Annotated in this window: 9 protein-coding genes, 1 tRNA gene and 1 pseudogene; 4 read left to right on the top strand and 7 right to left on the bottom strand. The window is 40.1% G+C overall.

Going from position 1 to position 19,070, the window contains the following annotated elements; all coding sequences use genetic code 11:
* Positions 1-71: 71 nt before the first annotated feature.
* From H6F62_RS13015 to H6F62_RS12990, 6 genes are all read right to left on the bottom strand, one after another.
* On the bottom strand, positions 72-1,031 hold the full coding sequence (locus tag H6F62_RS13015) for a diiron oxygenase (RefSeq protein WP_190372228.1): 960 nt from the start codon (positions 1,029-1,031) through the stop codon (positions 72-74).
* A gap of 24 nt (positions 1,032-1,055) precedes the next feature.
* A complete protein-coding gene (locus tag H6F62_RS13010) occupies positions 1,056-2,330 on the bottom strand; it encodes an ATP-grasp domain-containing protein (protein WP_190372227.1) in 1,275 nt (424 codons plus the stop codon).
* Between the two features lie 293 nt (positions 2,331-2,623).
* Complete coding sequence (locus H6F62_RS13005; protein ID WP_190372226.1) at positions 2,624-3,409, bottom strand: FkbM family methyltransferase; 786 nt, start codon at positions 3,407-3,409, stop codon at positions 2,624-2,626.
* Positions 3,410-3,439: 30 nt separating this feature from the next.
* Positions 3,440-4,174: a methyltransferase domain-containing protein gene (locus H6F62_RS13000; RefSeq protein WP_190372225.1), complete on the bottom strand. Its 735-nt coding sequence runs from the start codon at positions 4,172-4,174 to the stop codon at positions 3,440-3,442.
* A 92-nt stretch (positions 4,175-4,266) separates the two neighbouring features.
* Complete coding sequence (locus H6F62_RS12995; RefSeq protein ID WP_190372224.1) at positions 4,267-4,653, bottom strand: hypothetical protein; 387 nt, start codon at positions 4,651-4,653, stop codon at positions 4,267-4,269.
* 202 nt (positions 4,654-4,855) lie between these two features.
* A complete protein-coding gene (locus tag H6F62_RS12990) occupies positions 4,856-13,045 on the bottom strand; it encodes an esterase-like activity of phytase family protein (RefSeq protein WP_190372223.1) in 8,190 nt (2,729 codons plus the stop codon).
* Positions 13,046-13,447: 402 nt separating this feature from the next.
* Here H6F62_RS12990 and gshA point away from each other — a divergent pair, with 402 nt between their 5' ends.
* The 4 genes from gshA to H6F62_RS12970 all read left to right on the top strand — a co-directional run bounded on the left by gshA (position 13,448) and on the right by H6F62_RS12970 (position 18,657).
* Entirely contained in the window at positions 13,448-14,608 is a 1,161-nt protein-coding gene (gene gshA, locus H6F62_RS12985) for a glutamate--cysteine ligase (protein WP_137909078.1), read from the top strand.
* A gap of 203 nt (positions 14,609-14,811) precedes the next feature.
* Positions 14,812-15,273 (top strand): tRNA (cytidine(34)-2'-O)-methyltransferase, encoded by a 462-nt coding sequence (locus H6F62_RS12980; RefSeq protein WP_137909079.1) that lies wholly within the window; start codon positions 14,812-14,814, stop codon positions 15,271-15,273.
* Between the two features lie 823 nt (positions 15,274-16,096).
* A complete protein-coding gene (locus H6F62_RS12975) occupies positions 16,097-18,412 on the top strand; it encodes a peptidoglycan DD-metalloendopeptidase family protein (protein ID WP_347238710.1) in 2,316 nt (771 codons plus the stop codon).
* Between the two features lie 171 nt (positions 18,413-18,583).
* Positions 18,584-18,657, top strand: a tRNA-Met gene (locus tag H6F62_RS12970).
* Here H6F62_RS12970 and H6F62_RS21335 read toward each other — a convergent pair.
* A pseudogene (locus tag H6F62_RS21335) lies at positions 18,617-18,790 on the bottom strand (hypothetical protein); the annotation flags it as partial. The gene H6F62_RS12970 and the pseudogene H6F62_RS21335 overlap by 41 nt on opposite strands.
* Positions 18,791-19,070: the final 280 nt, after the last annotated feature.

The following is a 19,070-nucleotide window of genomic DNA, read 5'->3' as shown; positions in this document are numbered from 1 at the left end:
GATAGCCTAGCGGTAAATTTAAATCTTTATCTCATGTTATGTGCAATATGCTGTATTCACTGCTACTGCAACTAACTTAACAAGCCGCTTTTTCTAAATCCCTCAGCAGTATATGCTTCTTCAAAAACACCGCTGTTCTCCAAGCATTTTAAAGTTGCACTTGCTGCTTTTTTAATACCAAGCATCAGTCTTCTTTGAGGATAGGATTCTTCCACTAATATTTCTATTTCTTTATTTTCTAAACCCAATACTTCCAAATAATATTTTATTGCAGTAATATCAGGTTCTAGAAAAGCGAAAATAATTTCTGGTAAAACCGGACCAATTATAGATTGATCTTGAGGTTTAAGTTGGAACCACAATATATTTAATAAACTAGCAAAGTACACATGGTGACGACTTTCATCCCTAGCGTGATCAAGAATCATTTCCCGCACTGGAGTTACTACATTTTTGTTTTTTGGTATATCTGTAAGAATTGATGTAATCAATGTTTCCGATATAACAGTCCAGAATACCTTAATTATTTCTCGCAAATTACTATCAACAGATGACTGTATATAGTTAAGACGTTTTAAGAGGTTCGGAGTTCCTAAATAAAGAGAAGTTATTCCAGTTGCTTTTTCCACTTGTTTTTTCATCTCAACAGAGAATAAAGCATGATAACCTTCATCAATGTAAATTTTATAGGCATCAAATCTCCTTTCCTGAGAAATTTCCATACCTATCTGATCATGGGCTATTCTAGAAACTACCGGATTGACTATTTGATGTTCTAAAACTTCGGTGAAGTCCAAGTAACTATATAAACGATGAACAAGTAGTTGTTCTATAAAAGCTTCACCTCGTTTTTGAACAAGAGGATGTGAAACTATAGGAAACAAATCTGGAGGGAAAAACACTTTCCCCTCAAGTTGATCTTTTTGGATGACTCTGTGAGGTTTAATCCTTATAGAGGAGTGTTCATGCCAACTATCAAATGCACTATGATAGTTATCAGTCTTCTTGTCAACACATTCTGGAAAAAGCATATATTTATTACAAGTAACTCACCATTAATTTGTTTCAATTTGTACCAAGGAAGCTAGTTCTTCTAAAACCTTTTCAATGTCTCCCTCAGATCCACACTCAGCGATTACATAACCAACTGCGTATTCATTAGTTTTATCTATGGGAAGAAATACTTCATCGTTAACTTTCTTTAGTTGTATTACGGTTTTTGTATTAGGATGATTCCTAACTTTTTCAAAACCTTGTATACTGGTTAAGCGGCCAGGCTTGGGTGGTAAAAATGCCCGAATCCCAGACTGCCTGAAATCATTATTGATGAAATCCCTTTGTGTAAAAGGATTACGTCCTTGAACAACCTGTAGCAACAAGTCATAAGGATGCAGTTGAGATGATGAAGATAATGGAATTAGATGTGAGTTAATACATTCTCCTCCTAGCCGTCCGCCGATTTCTAAAATTCTCAGACCATGATCAGTTACCATTAAATCTATATGAAACCCGCACCAGTTTATTCCCATTAGTTGTACTGCTAAATGGGATATTTCTAAAATCTGATTCTGTATATCTTGCGAGAGTTTACTGGGAACTATATTCTCGTATTGAAAGGGAATTTCTCGATTAATTTTTTTATCGGTAATCGCTAATACGTACACCTGATTATCTGCTACGATACCAGCTACGGAATGTTCAGTTCCATTTAAATATTCTTCTAGGAGAAATTCATTTGAAAAATAAGAATAAATTTCGTCTCTACTAGGAGTACAATATTCGATGAACTGTTGAAATATTTTTTCTGCTTCTTCATAGGCAGAGATTTTAAATATTCCCCTACCAAAAGATGCTCCTGAAGGTTTAAGCAGACAAGGGATACCAACCGTCTTCAAACTTTTACTGAAGCTTTCATAGTCATGAATAATAGCGTATTTTGGGTTAACAGAACTTAACTGGTTGAGAACTCGTCTTGTGTTTGCCTTATTACGGACATTGAGAACAGCTTCAGGTGTAGTTGATGCTAAACCAAGAGTTTTTCCTATCCTAGAAGCTAGTTCGACTGATATATCCCCCCAAGCAACTACTCCTCTCACTTGAATATTGTGAGAAAGGAGATTACTAATTATGATTTCTTCCGCGATATCAAATTGTCCAAGAGGTACTTGTATAAGATGGTCTATATTGTAATTTTCGTATGGTTTTAAGGAAGGTGCTGCTATAACTATCTTAAGTCCTGCATTTCTAGCAGATTTTATTTCCTCCTCTCTTTCTGGCGGGAAAGAACGTGTGTCCAGATATAAAATAAAATTATTTTCTCGGTTTTCCATAGTTTACAGTCACTATTTAGCTAATTGTTTTGTAATTGAGATCACTTAGAGGGTGTTTGAAAAGTCGGTGAGTGAGTAAAAAAGCTAATTACTCTGGTACTTTCTTAATCTTCATTTGGATTAGGATTCCCAGGGTTCAAAAGTATTTGTAAGCTAGTACAGCACAGCGCAAATAAACTAAGGGCTTTAAATTTATTAAAGGATCACACTGTATTCATGTTATTTGCATACTGTGCTGTATCCTCTATTTTGAATCCTGCTTTGCTATACTAGCTTTTATTAACTTCTAGTCTTTATTTAGTGTTAGGATCTTTTGTCGCAAAAATCATCCTTTCACGTTTAATTTGATCTTCTGTCCATTTATCAAAATTAATAAAATCTTCGTAAGCAGCACCGACAATTGGCACAAGAACAGGTGAAGTAGTGTCCCTGAATTTATCCATTTCAAATAGTTTAAAACCTGAATCTAAAAGAATATCCAGTATTTCTTTATAGGAATAGTCCACTAACAAATGAGCAGCATGAATTTCAATGAAAAGATATTTAACAGCTTCTTTGAGTGCAGTCTTCATCCCATATAGAACTTTTCCTTCAGCCCCATGGACATCAATCTTGACTATTTCTGGTCTAATATCCTCTTGATTATTCAATTCATCGAAGGTTATAGCCTTAATTGTTTCAGTCTCCAGTTGTCCTGCAAATTTCATCGTTCTGTTATGAAAGAGAACTTCTTTTGTTTCATCAGAAAGAGCTACATCGTAAATTTCAGCTTTAACGTCGTTAATTTGAAGATTTTCCCTCAATACTTTCAGGTGTTTAACCCCGGGTTCAAAGGAATATACTCGACTATCAGGACTTATCTTACTAACATAAACTGTGTAGTAACCATAATGCGCTCCCACATCCAGAAAAGAGAGGGTTTCCTTTTCTAGGATTTGTTTTAGATACTGGGTAACAGCAGGTTCATAGTCCACTCCCTCAGTAGTTTCTTTTGATACGCTACTGTCAGGGTCTAGAAGTTGAAATCTAGCTCCATTAACTGTGTAGGAATCTAGACGTTGATTTTCAACATTAACCATTAGATTTATTCTCCTTTTTGATTTTTTAGTTTAATTCTCTTTAATTGCCACTAAACCAACAAAATTATACCATCTAAAGAATATTTCCATATTGGAAAAACCTGCTTCGCGAAGCAAATCCATATTTTGTTGTAAGGTTAACGGATTTAAAACTCCTCTGAGACTTTTAGATTTCTGTCTAATCATAGAGTCAGTTAATCCCTGTCTTTCCTTAAAATCCCAGTAAAGCTCTAACCAGGGAACTTCAAAAAATGAACTCTCGCATCTGGTTTTTTCTACTAGGACGAAAGCACCGCCTCCTATTATACCATCATAGATTCTTTGCAGTACCTTGAGCCTGTAATTGAAGGGTACAAATTGCATTGTTAAAATACTAGTTACAAAACTAGCATTTTCAAAACATATATTACTACTAATTACATCTTGAAGAAGAAAATTCACATTTGGAGAAGTACATCTAGATCTAGCATTCTCTATCATGGATGGGCTTTCCTCTATCCCAAATAGGTTAATATTTTTTTTTAAAATATGTTGTTGAGATAGCAGTGATAAAGTTGTGCCTGTAGAAGAACCTATGTCGTATATAACACTATTATCTTTGATAAAATACTCGCTAATTTCAACTACCATTCTTTGAATCTCTTCATAAAAAGGCACGCTCTTTACAACATGACTGTCAAAACTTTCACTAACTTGCTGATCAAATCTCCAGTTACCATGACTAGCTAGAATTAAATCGTCAACAGACTCAACTGAATTACTCATATTTTCACAGTTTTATTTTGCTATCTTTACATTGCTACTTAAAGTATTTCTCTTGAGTAAGAGTATCACATCTACTACGACAAGTCAATACTTTAAGAGCAGTAAACCAAAAAGTTTTTTCTCAAGGGTGATGGCTTTACCTTAACGGGTGACAAGGTGGCTAAACAGCTTGTTTCATAAGGGGTAGAGCCTGAAAGCCACGTTGAAAAAAGAGGCGTATGCAGCTTAAGCTTTGTTAAGTTCATAGCTAATTTCTGTGCTAAATTTATATGTAGGGCTTGCTGAAAAAGTGGAAAAAGGCAAAAAAAAATTGACCAGGTAGTTAGGCAAAAGCAAAGATCCGATGCCAATTTTTCTTCAAAGGGTAATTCAAACTTTGCCGGTGCTGTTTCCCGCCCTTGCGCTTTTCTATACATCTTAATACGCCTTTGTGCAAGGGTTTTTACCCATTTTAACTCTTTTTCTTGCACCTTTTTCACTTTCTATCCCCATCAATTCATTTATTTGTCCCGGTTTTATGTTTATTCAGCAAGCCCTACCTAAAAGTGGCTGTAAGGAGATTATACCTTATGAACCAGATTATACCTTCTTGAAACAAAAAAAGTGGGAGATGATAGCAAAGCGCGACCCAGGAATCATCCCCCACCTCAGATGTCACTGATTAAGTAAACTAATTAATCCTTAAACAAGAGAGAAATTACTAGCAGTCAAAGTGGGAACAGTAGCGAGAATAGCAAACTCACCACCAGCACCAAAGCCCGCAGCCGCGCCATTTTCGTTGTAGAAAAGACTACCACTGCTAGAGCTATAAACAATCAGTCCGTTACTAGTACCTACCAAATCATCATCTTCAACCGTAGCAAACTCCTCTGCTAGGCTGAATCCTTGACCGATAACACTGGTAACAGAAGCGAATACAGACTTACCCAACAATATTTGGTCACTACCGATACCAAAGTCTTGGATAGTATCTAGACCTTGACTAGCTACAGTGAATGCAGCATCCCCTGCAAAGCTGAAGACATCATTACCAGCACCACCAATCAGAGTATCATTACCAGCACCACCAATCAGAGTATCATTACCAGCACCACCAGTCAGAGCATCATTACCAGCACCACCAACCAAGCGGTTATCTAAATCATTACCGATAATTCTATCTGCTCCAGCACCAGCAATCACGTTTTCCATGGCATTGGCGGCAGTTAATGTCAGTTTTGAACCATTAGCAACCAGGGTTTGAGTAGTAGTAATGCCTAAATTTAGGCGAATTGCTGCGGTTGTACCAGTGAAGTCAATGGTATCTTGACCACCCACTACTGCCTCTGTAATGATGTCAGTACCGACGCTAGTGGTAATGGAGAACAAATAAGTATCATTTCCTGTACCACCAACCAAACTGTCGTTACCTAAACCACCATTAAGGGTATCATTGCCTAAGCCACCATCAAGGATGTTATTAGCCGTATTACCTGTAATGACGTTATGGGTATCGTTACCTGTACCGTTGATAGCAGTTGTTCCTGTGAGGGTAAGGTTTTCGATATTGCTGAAAGTAGCAAGAGCAAGAGCGACACTGGATTGAATGCCATCTGTACCCTCTCCCTGATTTTCCGTTATGGTGTCAGTTATGCTATCTACAACATAGATATCGTTACCTAAACCACCAATCAAAGTATCAGTACCTAAACCACCATTAAGGGTATCATTGCCTAAACCACCATCAAGGATGTTATTAGCCGTATTACCTGTAATGACGTTATGGGTATCGTTACCTATACCGTTGATAGCAGTTGTTCCTGTAAGAGTGAGGTTTTCGATATTGCTGAAAGTAGCAAGAGCAAGAGCGACACTGGATTGAATGCCATCTGTACCCTCTCCCTGATTTTCCGTTATGGTGTCAGTTATGCTATCTACAACATAGATATCGTTACCTAAACCACCAATCAAAGTATCATTACCTAAACCACCATTAAGGGTATCATTACCTAAACCACCATCAAGGATGTTATTAGCTGTGTTACCTGTAATGGTATTATTCAGGCTGTTTCCAGTACCGTTAATAACGTTTGTTCCTGTGAGGGTGAGGTTTTCGATATTGCTTAAGGTAGCAAGAGTAAAGGTGTCACTGGATTGAATGCCATCTGTACCCTCTCCCTGATTTTCCGTTATGGTGTCAGTTATGCTATCTACAACATAGATATCGTTACCTAAACCACCAATCAAAGTATCAGTACCTAAACCACCATTAAGGGTATCATTACCTAAACCACCATCAAGAATGTTATTAGCCGTGTTACCTGTAATGGTATTATTCAGGCTGTTTCCAGTACCGTTAATAACGTTTGTTCCTGTGAGGGTGAGGTTTTCGATATTGCTTAAGGTAGCAAGAGTAAAGGTTTCACTGGATTGAATTCTATCTGTACCCTCTCCCTGATTTTCCGTTATGGTGTCAGTTGTGCTATCTACAACATAGATATCGTTACCTAAACCACCAATCAAAGTATCAGTACCTAAACCACCATTAAGGGTATCATTACCTAAACCACCATCAAGAATGTTATTAGCCGTGTTACCTGTAATGGTATTATTCAGGCTGTTTCCAGTACCGTTAATCGCTGTAGTTCCAGTCAGAGTAAGGTTTTCTACATTATCGCTCAGAGTGTAGGTGACAAATGATTGGATCAGTTCTGTACCTCCATTCAACGCTTCTGTAACTACATCACCTGTGTTGTCAACAACGTAAATGTCGTTACCCACACCACCAATCAGGGTATCTGCACCAGTTCCACCATTGAGGGTGTTATTCCCATTGTTACCTGTGATAGTATTATCCAGGCTGTTACCAGTACCGTTAATGTTAGCTATTCCAGTCAGAGTGAGGCTTTCTACATTATCGCTCAGAGTGTAAGTAACAAATGATTGGACTAAATCCGTACCTTGATTAGCTACTTCTGTAACTACATCACCTGTGCTGTCAACAACATAAGTGTCGTCTCCTAAACCACCAAGCAGAGTGTCATTACCACCACCACCAATCAGAGTGTCATCACCCGCAAGACCAGTGAGTCTGTTATTTCGACTATTGCCAGTGATGATGTTATTAGCATCGTTACCTGTACCATTAATATTGTTAACACCAGTCAAAATTAGATTGGTTTTTGTTGCTGCTAAAGTAGCAGTAAAACCAGAAGTAACAGTATCAGTGATAGTGACAGTGCTAGTAACAAAGGGGATAGTTGCACCAACAGGGTTAGTTAATGTGATGGTAAACTTCTCGTCAGCTTCAGCGATCGCATCAGCCCTAACAGGAATAGTGATAGTCTTGCTTGTCTGACCAGCCGCAAAAGTGAGAGTACCAGTAGCAGCAGTGAAATCAGTACCAGAAGTAGCAGTACCACCGCTGGTAGCGTATTCAACCGTTACCACAGTATTACTAGCTTCACTCAGAGTAACTGTAACTACAGCATTTACATCTACAGATCCCTCCACCACAGTCACATCATTAATACTGATTCTGTTGACCAGGTTTAAAGGTTTCTCCAACCTCAACAAAATTTGTTCATTGTTGTCTACCGCAGGAGGACGACCGACTGAGAAAGGATAGTTGTTGTCATTGGCAACTAAAATCGTATTTTTGTCAATAACTACAACACTCTCAATAGTTACGAAGGGGAAGGTAAAGGTAGTTTTGCCATCTCCGTTAATGTCGTTGGGGTCTTTGATGTTGAGTAAGTCTACAACTTCCTCCTTGGTTACATAACCATTGGCATCTGCTCTAGACAAGTCAATCTTAAAGATTCTCTTGAACTTAGCAGCATCTCCTTGATTATTATCCCGCTCAATCACCAGGTACTCATTATCATTAATGACTGTGATATCACCAATAGCATTCGCTGCATCATCCAACCTGTAGAACAATTCCCTACTAGTGTATTGGCGGCTGGCAATATCAAATTCATTAATCCGCAAAGCACCCGCAGCATCACCTTGAACCGTACCCTCTAAGAGCATATAGAGCTTAGTTTTGCTGGCGTTAATTGCACTACCCTCAAAACCCTTAGAGCGACCTAAATTAGCAACAGCAGTTCCCGCCAGGACATCAGGATTTTGGGGAGAACGAACAATGTTGTACCCAGCATCACCAACTAATCTGTCTCTGACAGTATCGCCTGTATCAGGAAAATCCGTAAACAGTGCATCTACACCTAATTGGAAGAACTGTTGGAACTCTAGCCTAGGATCACCCTTGTAATCTGCCGCTAAATAGCGTCCCTCATTACGGAAAGTGTAAGGATGAACCAACAACCCGGCATTATGAGCATCTAAAACCAAGCTAGTAGGAGCTAGTGTAGTTCTATCAGCATCATTAACCGTACCATCACCATTCACATCATCAGCATTGCCATCGCCATTAGCATCAGTACCCCTAACGCTGACAATCATCCGTTTCCAAGGACCAATAGCATCAGCATATTTCGCCACATCAGCCAAACCTTGAGAACTCCGCAAATCGCCATAAGTGCGAGAGTCACCACTAACGATAAAATCGTAAGGTTTATCTTCAATAATATTGCCATTGATATCAATACCACTGGCATCTAGAAGTTGAACCAGCGGGATATTTACCCCCGCAGCCGGCATGATAGTATCATGCAACTCCTTGAGGTTGCCAACTTCAAAGGACTGGATGAAAATGCGACTAGGATCAGTGAAATTATTTGCCTTCAGAGTATCTATGAGGATCTGACCCAGATTACGGTTAATCTTAGTAGTTGTACCTACATAAGTAGCTTCAGAAAGCGAATAGGTCGGATGCTTGGTTTCGGGGTAGATACCAATTTTCTTACCTGTACTGGCTTCCACTCCCTTAACTAAATTAATAATTTCCGTCAAGGTAGGAATTTCAAATTGACCGTTAAAAGACTGGTCACGGAAAGACAGACGCTCAATAGCGCGTAATTCCTTAATTTCTGCCAAAGTAAAATCTTCAGCAAACCAACCCGTAACCGACGTTCCATCTAAAATTACAGTCTTTTTCCGATCTGCAAATTTAGCAATAGTAGCCACATTGGTAGTTGTATTACCAGTATTTACAGAACCATCAGCATTCAAAATCGCCAAAGCAGGTTCATGACGAGCAATGAGTACACCATCTTTAGTAACAACCAAATCAGGCTCAACAAAATCAGCACCCTGCTCAATTGCCAACTGGTAAGCAGCTAAGGTGTGTTCTGGACGATAGCCACTCGCTCCCCTATGACCAAGAACATCGGGCGCTGTGCCGTCTAGAGTCTTAAATCTATCTGGTGTAGCAATGGGAGCTTCTAGTAACTTACCAGTAGCATCAAAATGTAGAAGGTAAGGTCCAAATTCTTCACCAACCCAGATAGTGCCATCCTTATCAAAGACAAAAGACTCAATATCAAAATCTGCACCAGTCAGGTTTCTAGCCGCCGTTGCATCATTGACAATTGTGAAATTAGTAATCTTCCTGTCTGGGTCAGAGAATTGGATGTAATCTAAAACCTTAACGCTACCGTCTCCATTCTCCGTACCCTTAAAGTTTGGATCTACACGATAAATCCGTAATAAGTAGTCAGCGCTATTTTCTTTTGCACCGTAACCATTATCAGGTTGGAAGTAAAAACTGTTATTGTTGCCAATTTGAACAGCACTAAAACCTTGAATTGGTTGACCAGGGAATGGACCAGTTTTACCATTAGCAGAAATCCCATTACCAGATTGTGGACCCTCTGCAAAACTATCCGCAGGTAAAGCAGAAAACCCTAGCAACTCAACATTTGGTACTGGGGTAGCAATCAACAATTGACCACCATTTGAATGATTACCATTGAGGACATTCAACTGGTTGGGGTCTAAACCATTGCGAACACCAGCTTGGACATCAAATAGATAGGAACTGCGACCAAGTTGGGAATTAGGCGTAGTTTCTACGATACCGGATGTCTCCCAAGTCCCGAAACCATTATTAAAAGCAGTACCTTGAGCATTCTGGTCAATTTCAAACAGAGGTCTAACTGTATCCGTAGCAATATCGTAGGAGTAAACACGGTCATTGCGCTGTTGAGCATTGACAACTTCACCACCACGACCGGCTGTGTCCTCTTGTAGTAACAGCTTGCCATTGCTATCAACAACGATGTTATCGTAGCTAATCCCCGTGTTTGCACCACCAGTTAGCACCAATTCAAAATCGCTAATTTCTCCCGTAGGATCTGCCGCATTCAAACTAAAGCGATAAGCCTTACCGTAAGCATTATCCTCAATAGTTGTACCAGGAATGGTGCTTGTATTACCAGTGGTGACAAAGTAGAAAGTACCCGGATTGTTAGGATCTTCGGTGATGTCTTCGACACGACGGAAATTAGTAGAACGGGTGACATCATTTACCCAGTTAGTCAAGTCAGTACCACTAGTCCAGGGCTGGTCATCTGCACGGTCTGCCGTACCTTTAGTATCGTAAATCACTGACCGATCAACCCTTGTCCAAGTAGCCTTGACCTTTGTACCTTCCGCCAAGGTTTCGTAGTCATATCCTGTCACCTTGAGGACATACAGTTCACCGTCTTTGAAGCCATTGGGGTCTGCTGCTGTTTGATTACCTACAAACATATACAGTTCACCGTCTCCAGAATCTTCTGATGACAGTAGTACCGTTTTAGTGGAGTTAGTAGCCCGATATTGAGATGTTGCGATTACATTTTCCTTAGAAAAGCGACCGAAACCGTCTAAAGCTTGAGCAGTTCCATCCGTTGCTACAGCCCAACCACGACCGTTACCAAACTCTTCTGGGACAAAGTATACTGGGCCACCTTCAAAGCCATAAGTTGCCAAATAACTGGAACAGAATGGACCGAAGGCAAAATTTCCTGTTTGAGTAATACCATCAGGTGTAATGGTGATCTTACTGATTTCTTGACCTTGGCTATCTACTACCTTCTCAATTAAATTCTTACCACCAATTACCCGCCAATTTTTATCAAACTGGAACAAGGAAGCCCGCGCACCAGTGATTTGTCCAGGAATGGTGCTAGAAATATCTGTTGTTGTGGTGCTGCCAAATTCGTGGTTAACAAAGACATAGTAAGAATCAACGGTTTCATAAATGCCCAGTCCGTCAGGAGTGCCAGTAAAAGCGAATTTTTCGGTATTACTAGCGGTAAAAGCACCAAAACTACCTGTTAATAGAGGCACTTCATCCCCAGCTGTCAAAAGTGCATTGAGTCTGTAATTAACATCACTCAACACTTTTACATAAGCAGGATCAGTGGTTCTGCCATTGACTACCGGCTTGTCGGCAACTTGAGGAACAGCTGCTAACAATTGTCCACCCTCTACATGAGCGCCATTGAGAATATTGGGCTGGTTCGGGTCAGCAGTGTTGTTGAGACCGTGAGCTTGAACATCGAACAAGTAGCCACTTACACCAGTTAGACTATTTTGGGGTAGTTCAACAATCCCAGAGCTTTCCCATGCACCAGTACCGATATCATAGGCATTACCAGCAGCCTGTTGGTTAATTTCAAACAAGGACTTAACGGTATCGGTAGCGATGTCATAGGACCAGATTTGAGCATCGCGGTTCTGGGCGGCCATGACACTACCACCAAAAGCAGTGGTGTCTTCTTGAATGGCTATTTTGCCGTTTTTGTCAACAACAATGTTGTCGTAGCTAACTCCAGTATTGGGTCCACCAGTCAACACCAATTCAAAGTTACTAATTGCACCTGTGGGGTCAGCAGCGTTGAGACTGAAACGATACATTTTACCGTAGGGGTTTTCTGCTTCTGCTGCTACTGTGGTAGTAGTACCGTCTACCTTATTATTTGTACCTGTGGTGACAAAGTAGAAAGTACCAGGATTATTTGGGTCTTCTGCTATGTCTTCTAAACGGCGGAAGTTGGTAGAGCGGCCACTGGCATTCACCCAATTAGATAAATCTAATCCAGTGGTCTTAGCTACATCATCAGCCCTGTCTTCCGTTGCTTGAGTGTTATATACAACACTACGGTCAACCTTAACCCAAGTAGCGCCTACCTTTACCCCTTCTATCAAGGTTTCACCACTGTAGTCAGTAACTTTAAGAACATACAAATCACCATCTTTGAAACCGTTGGGATCTGCTGCTGTTTGATTACCAACGAACATATAGAGTTCGCCATCACCAGTGTCTTCAGTAGACAATAATACCGTTTTGTTGGAGTTAGTAGCTCGATACTGAGATGCTGCAATTACGTTTTCTTTGGAGAAGCGTCCTAAACCATCTAAAGCTTGAGCAGTGCCGTCGGGTGTGACTGCCCAACCCCGGCTGTTACCGTCAGATTCTTCTGGTGCGAAGAATACAGGACCGCCTTCAAAACCACTCTCCGCTAAAAAGGATGAACAGAAGCGACCAAAACCTGGTATGGTGGAGGTTAGGCTGACAATATCTGCTCCGCTAGTAGTAAAGGTGATTTTGCCTAATTCAGTTCCCGTACTATCAACGGCTTTTTCAATTAGGTTTTTACCACCGATAACTTTCCAGTTTTTATCGAATTGGAATAGGGAAACTCTCGCTCCGGTGATTTGTCCTGTGACTGTGGTGGAAAAATCTGACTTGGTAGTGCTACCCAATTCGTGACTGACAAACACATAGTAACCTGTGGCTGTCTCATAAATTCCCAAACCGTCGGGAATGCCTGTGAAAGCAAATTTATCAGTAGCACTGGTAGTAAAAGAACCAAAAGCACCTTGTAATAAAGGAACTTCGTCACCTACAGTCAATAAAGGAACAAGGGCATATTGTGCGCCTTGGGGAAGTTTATTGACGTAAGCAGGAGCGGTTGTTCTTCCGTTCTGAATTGCCATACTGAAGATGTTTGTATTTTTGTTTAGTTTTTTGCATTGCTATTCAAGTTATTTGTTCAAGCTATTTGGTTAACTCTATCTTTCCCAAATCTCCAGCAGCTTGGTTTTCATAACCAGTAACAGCAACAATTCAAATAATGACATTCAAAGATTAAGGGAAAGATAAGCTTAATAGAATAATCGGTTAAAATTAGATTAGATATCTGAAACTTTCTTTCTCATCCTTAGGGAATATTTTCGCTGCAAGCTTGATCGTGGTTCATTCTTTCATCACTGCTGACTAAGCCTTATAAATAAAATAAAGTCAAATAAAGTCAAAAAACTTATATATACCAAACAAGTGCAAAAAATCGTCTAATTAGATACAATTTATAAACATTACCAGCAGCTTTGGAGAATAACATGATTTTATCAAAAGGCTTTGAAATTGAGATGTATACTGGTACGCCTCAAGGTGAAATTGTGGGACTATCGGACAAAATTATTTCCGATTTAGATGGTTTTATGCGTGAACCAGATAGCCGCAATGTGGAGTACATAACTCAGCCCTCGACGAGTTATGAGAATTTATTGTGCGCTTTATTAGGTCCTAGAAGAAAGTTACGGAATTATTTACAAAAGTTGGATAATTACACTTTAATACCGGGTAGTACCTTGTCCTTGCCAGGCAGAGATGCCTCCGGGGACATGAACCAACGCTTTTTCCGTTCTGACCCCACTAATCCCTATCATGACTACATTGAACAAACCTATGGGACAAAGGTGGTGACTGCCAGCGTCCATATCAATATCGGTATTAGTGATCCAGAGGTATTAATGCGTGCCTGTCGGGTGATCAGAATGGAAGCACCTCTCTTCCTAGCCATGAGTGCTTCATCTCCTTTCCTGGATGGTAAAACTACTGGTTATCATTCCACTCGCTGGGGCATATTCCCGCAAACTCCCGATCATGTACCCTTATTTACTAGTCATGCCCATCATATTCAATGGGTTAATGAACAATTAGACGCGGGTAAGATGCAAAATGTAAGGCATTTATGGATATCAGTGCGTCCAAATGGCGATCGCCGTCCTTATGATCTAAATCGTTTAGAATTGAGAATCTGTGATTTAGTGACAGATCCCATTGCTTTATTAGCAATGACTGCTCTGCTAGAAGCGCGGTTAATCCAAATTATTGACAATCCTAGCATTGATCCCTTAACTCAAAGCCCTTTTTCTCCCGAAGAACTGATCACCTTAACCATGAAAAACGAAATGGCTGCTGCCACGGATAGTCTTGACGCTAGATTGCAGCGGTGGCAAGATGGTAATAGTATTCTGGCTAGGGATTGGATCAGAGAACTCGACCAAGAAATTTGGGGTATTGCCAAACAACACGGCTTTAGCTGTTTTTTGGCCCCACTGCAAAATATCCTACAAACAGGTAATGAAGCTCAACAATGGTTACAACTACATAAAATAGGCGTTGAAATTCAGCGTGTAATTGCTCAAGCGATTCTGACGACTCAGGAACGGGAAACCGAACTAGAAAGCAAACTATGTTTATCTGTCAGGGAATAGGTAAAAGAGGAGGTGGGGGGACGAGGGATCATCAACTTTGTACCCTCCCTCAGATTTGGTTATCAAATCACCTGGTGTGATTTAAAAAACTAATCAATGGAAAATACTTTTGACATATAAAAAAAAACTATATATCGCCTCTGTATTTTGATAGATTTTGAGATGAAAAGAATTTCTAGAATAGACGACTAAGATTCAAAAAGATGCCGCAGATAGTTTTAGTGAACCCGCAAATTCCTCCTAATACAGGCAATATTGCCCGTACTTGTGCAGCCACAGCCACGGAATTACATTTAGTCGGACCCTTGGGATTTGAAATTAGCGATCGCTATCTTAAAAGAGCAGGGTTAGATTATTGGCCTTATGTTAAACTCCATTATCATGAATCCATAGAAGCATTTCAAAATGTAAAGCAACAAAGAGGGGGTAGGTGTTTGGGCTTTAGTGTTCGTGGTGATTTTAACTACATTAATTTTCAATTTCAAGCGGAGGATTGGTTATTATTTGGCAGTGAAACAGCAGGTTTACCCGGTTCTATTCTTTCCACCTGTGACTCCACCCTATATATTCCCATGTATGAACCGGGTGTCAGGAGCTTAAACTTATCCGTCAGCGTAGCCATAGGTTTATTTGAATGTCGCCGCCAGTTGGGCTACTTACAATAATCTATTAACAATATTAATATTATTGAGAAATAATATTGAAGAATCAAAATTTTTGATTAAATGTGATAGAAATATCTAGATAAGAGGAATCATGGTGAAACTTCTGGCATTTTCGTTATTTAAATAATATAAATGCCGTGGAGATAGTGATAAATACGGATAAGTATCCGGGAAATGACATAAGAAATTTGTATAGATATTTTGAGAGTAAATAGACTGCCAAGGATAAATTTTTGTAGCTTCCAGGTTTTGATTCCTCAGGAGAGAAAATTAGCAAAAACCTTGACTATTAATGATTATGAGAGATATGTATCCAAGACTACGACAGAAAGATGCAAAAATTGCTGATATTAGATACGGTTGTTTTTTAGATCATAATAAACGTAAAGTGTGCTGTTGATAGAACGGATTGAGTCAAAAAATCTTGAAAATAGTTAAAGCCGGAGGATCGCCTGTGCAGAAGCTGATGAGCCAACAGCGCCAATAGACCAAGACTTGCTATGATATTTGTTTAGTTCGTGCTATTTGCCGCCAGCAAATGAGCTTAGATAATTGTCAAGAGCTAACATTCTTGGGTTGTGAGGAGGGACTCAGACAAGGCATCACCAAAAATTTTCAGATTTACCAAGGTGCATGAACTTGTCCAAATTACCAGAAGCAGGTTAGTCTTGCGTAAATATCTCTGGTGAATGTGATCTTGATGTGTAGTTTGATGTGATATCAATCATTAAATAATATCTAACTTAAAAATCAAGGTCAGTTAAAAAGTATTGATCATAGGAGGTTGTCTTTGAAACGAGCATTGAAAAAAAGAGGGCAGGCTGTGTTAAAAAATAGCCCCAGCCGTGATGATGCCCCGGGAGGGCAAACAACTGATGACAAAAATCCCCAAATAACCCTCCGGTCACGGACTCATCAGGCCGCCATGATTGGCTTGGCAATATCCATGGGAGCAGCCAGCCTTTTGGTGACTCGACAAAGTGATCAAGCCCAAGCAGCAGCTCCTGTTGACAGTCAAAAAGCAGCTTCAACAAATTCTGTTGTTTCTGAGACTGAGATGAAATTTACCGCCACCAAGCTGGAGTCCCAAAGTATCTCACAGGTAGGGGGTGTAGTAAATCCTGTCATATTAGAACCAACAGTAGTTTCACGAGTACCTGGACCGGAAGCTAAATGGCAAATTGCCACCAACAACACACCTGTCCTCAGTGAAGCGTCTCGAAGAGAAGAAACTACATCCAATGTAATTTCACCTATTAACGCGGCTGAAAAAAATTCTGTCCACTCACAAAGCCAATTAGCACAGGGAGTGAGCAACCGCCCAATTCAGTCTACATTAGCAGCCGATAACCAAGAAACCGAAGCAGCACAACAATTGTCTAACGAGGTTGCAGCGGCGGAATTAGCCGGTGGAAGTGTTGATGCCAAACTAAAAGCACAGCAAGAGGTAGCTCTCAATCGCTTGCAGGAGAAATCAACCCGGTTAAGAAATAGTTTGGCACAGTTACGGGCTCAGAGAACGCAAAATCGATCAAACACTGGTATAAATGAAGAGCAGCCAACCACTGGATCTAATAACTCTGTCGCAAAACAGTCCAAGAATTTGACTGGTTCGAGCCAAGCTGAACTTGTAACTGAGTTAAAACAGAACCAGGAACCCAGTGCGACGGTACAGCAAATAGCAATGCCTGGATCAACTTCCACAAAAGTTGCCGCACAATTGCCTCCTTCAACATATCAGGTTAAGCCCGGAGATACATTAGCAGAGATAGCTAACAATTATGGTATTTCAGTTTCCGAGCTAATTAAAGCTAATAATCTTAGCGATCCTTATCAACTGCAAATTAGTCAAAACCTAATTATTCCAGCAGCGAAGATGGTAGAGAAGGTTAATAGAGTAGATAATCCTGTAAACACTCCTAGTTTTAACACTAACTCCTTTGTTGCTAACAATACTAGTGTTATAGTTCCTTCGCCCATAGCAACAGAGCAGCCTAAAGCTCTTGATAGTCGTGCTACTAATAATAGCGTAACTATCCCAGTACCAGTGGTGACAGGGGAGCGGCAAAAGAATAACAATCCTAGTATCACTAACCGTATTAATGTTCCCGCGCCCATAACACCCGCGCCCATAACAAATTATAACCAAGGGCAGATCCCTATTGCTATCCCGCAAGCATTACCCACTCCGGGTGAATCTTTTGGATTAGGTGGTGATGCTCCATTACCAAGAAACTTGTCGCCAAAACCGGTGGAAAAGGTATCTAAAGGTAAAGGTAATGAACGTATTCGCAGCTTACAAGCAGAAATTGAGAGATTGCGTTATAAATACCGCGCTCAAGAATCTGGTGTGGCTGCTACAGGTTCTAAAAATAATAGCCAGTCTGTACCTGTTCCTATTGAATCAACCAATAATCGCGTAGTGTCTCAAGTTGGACTACAGATTCCTGTACCCAAAGCGATATTACCCAGCTATAACAATCAACCTGTTCAGCCTCTAGTTACAGATTCAGGGTCTACCAATGAGCCAATTAACCCAGAATTTATGCCCAGTAAGACCGGTGTTGGCTGGAATTCTACCCCCAATTCATCTGGGATTAAATTAACAGTTCCTTCTCCTGGAATAAGTGCTTCTGACTCTTTAGGTAAATTGCGAGGAACTAATGTCTCTCCAGCTTTACCACCTTTGGCAGCAGTGGATATATACTTGCCAAAAACAACTGAGGAAAATCCCAATTTCCCATCTAATTCTACTCCTACCAGTTACATTTGGCCAGCAAAAGGAGTCCTTACTTCTGGTTACGGCTGGCGCTGGGGAAGAATGCACAGAGGGATTGATATTGCTAACTCAGTCGGTACACCCATTTATGCCTCCTCTGCTGGTGTGGTCGAGAAGGCCGGCTGGAATAGCGGTGGTTACGGTAACGTTGTGGATATCCGCCATGATGATGGTAGTTTAACTCGTTATGGACATAACAGCCGGATTTTGGTGCAAGCTGGTCAAAGGGTGCAACAAGGTCAGACTATTGCGGCTATGGGTAGCACTGGTTTCAGCACTGGACCTCATAGTCATTTTGAAGTTCATCCTTCGGGTAAGGGTGCTGTTAACCCTATCGCTTTCTTGCCAAATCGTTTGTAATTCCAGATAATCAGGAATTAAAGGGTTTTTTGGTAAATTGAGGGGGGTAAACTCCCTCTTTTTAGTTTTAGGCAAATTTGGGAAATTTGGGAAATTTGGGAAATTTTACAAATTGATAGTTGTCAATTGGAAATTTGTATGCTATATTAATAAGAGTTGGTTAAACAACGCGGCTCAGTAGCTCAGTTGGTTAGAGTACGGGACTCATAAGCCTGGGGTCGTCAGTTCAAATCTGACCTGAGCCATTTTCCAAATTTTTAAATCAAGTTTACCCAACTTGTAGCCACAATCAAAACAAATTTGGCTTGTTGCTTCCCATCTACTAATAGCGCGGAAATCCCTATTAAACTTTTCCGATTTACTTTCGCATAACGTTCTAAATTGTCGCCATTATATTACAGCAAGTAGCTTTGAGTGAGGTACACCTTGTGCGGGCAAGATGCCCGCACCACAAAAGTTTTATTATTAATATCTGTACTTCATAATATCGGAAACTGCTGTATTTGTATATATTTGTATATATTTGTATATTTGTATATTTGTATCCCACATTCCGCACCCTGAACTGTCACAGATCAAAAAAGCAGAGATAGTAGTACATAATAACTAACGATCAATTAAAGAGAAATAAGCTTAATGAGAATACATATCATTAAAA

Source organism: Anabaena sp. FACHB-1391, assembly GCF_014696755.1.
Taxonomy (GTDB): Bacteria; Cyanobacteriota; Cyanobacteriia; order Cyanobacteriales; family Nostocaceae; genus Dolichospermum; species Dolichospermum planctonicum.
The sequence above is the reverse complement of the archived record's forward strand: the minus strand, read 5'-3'. Positions and strand labels throughout refer to the sequence as shown.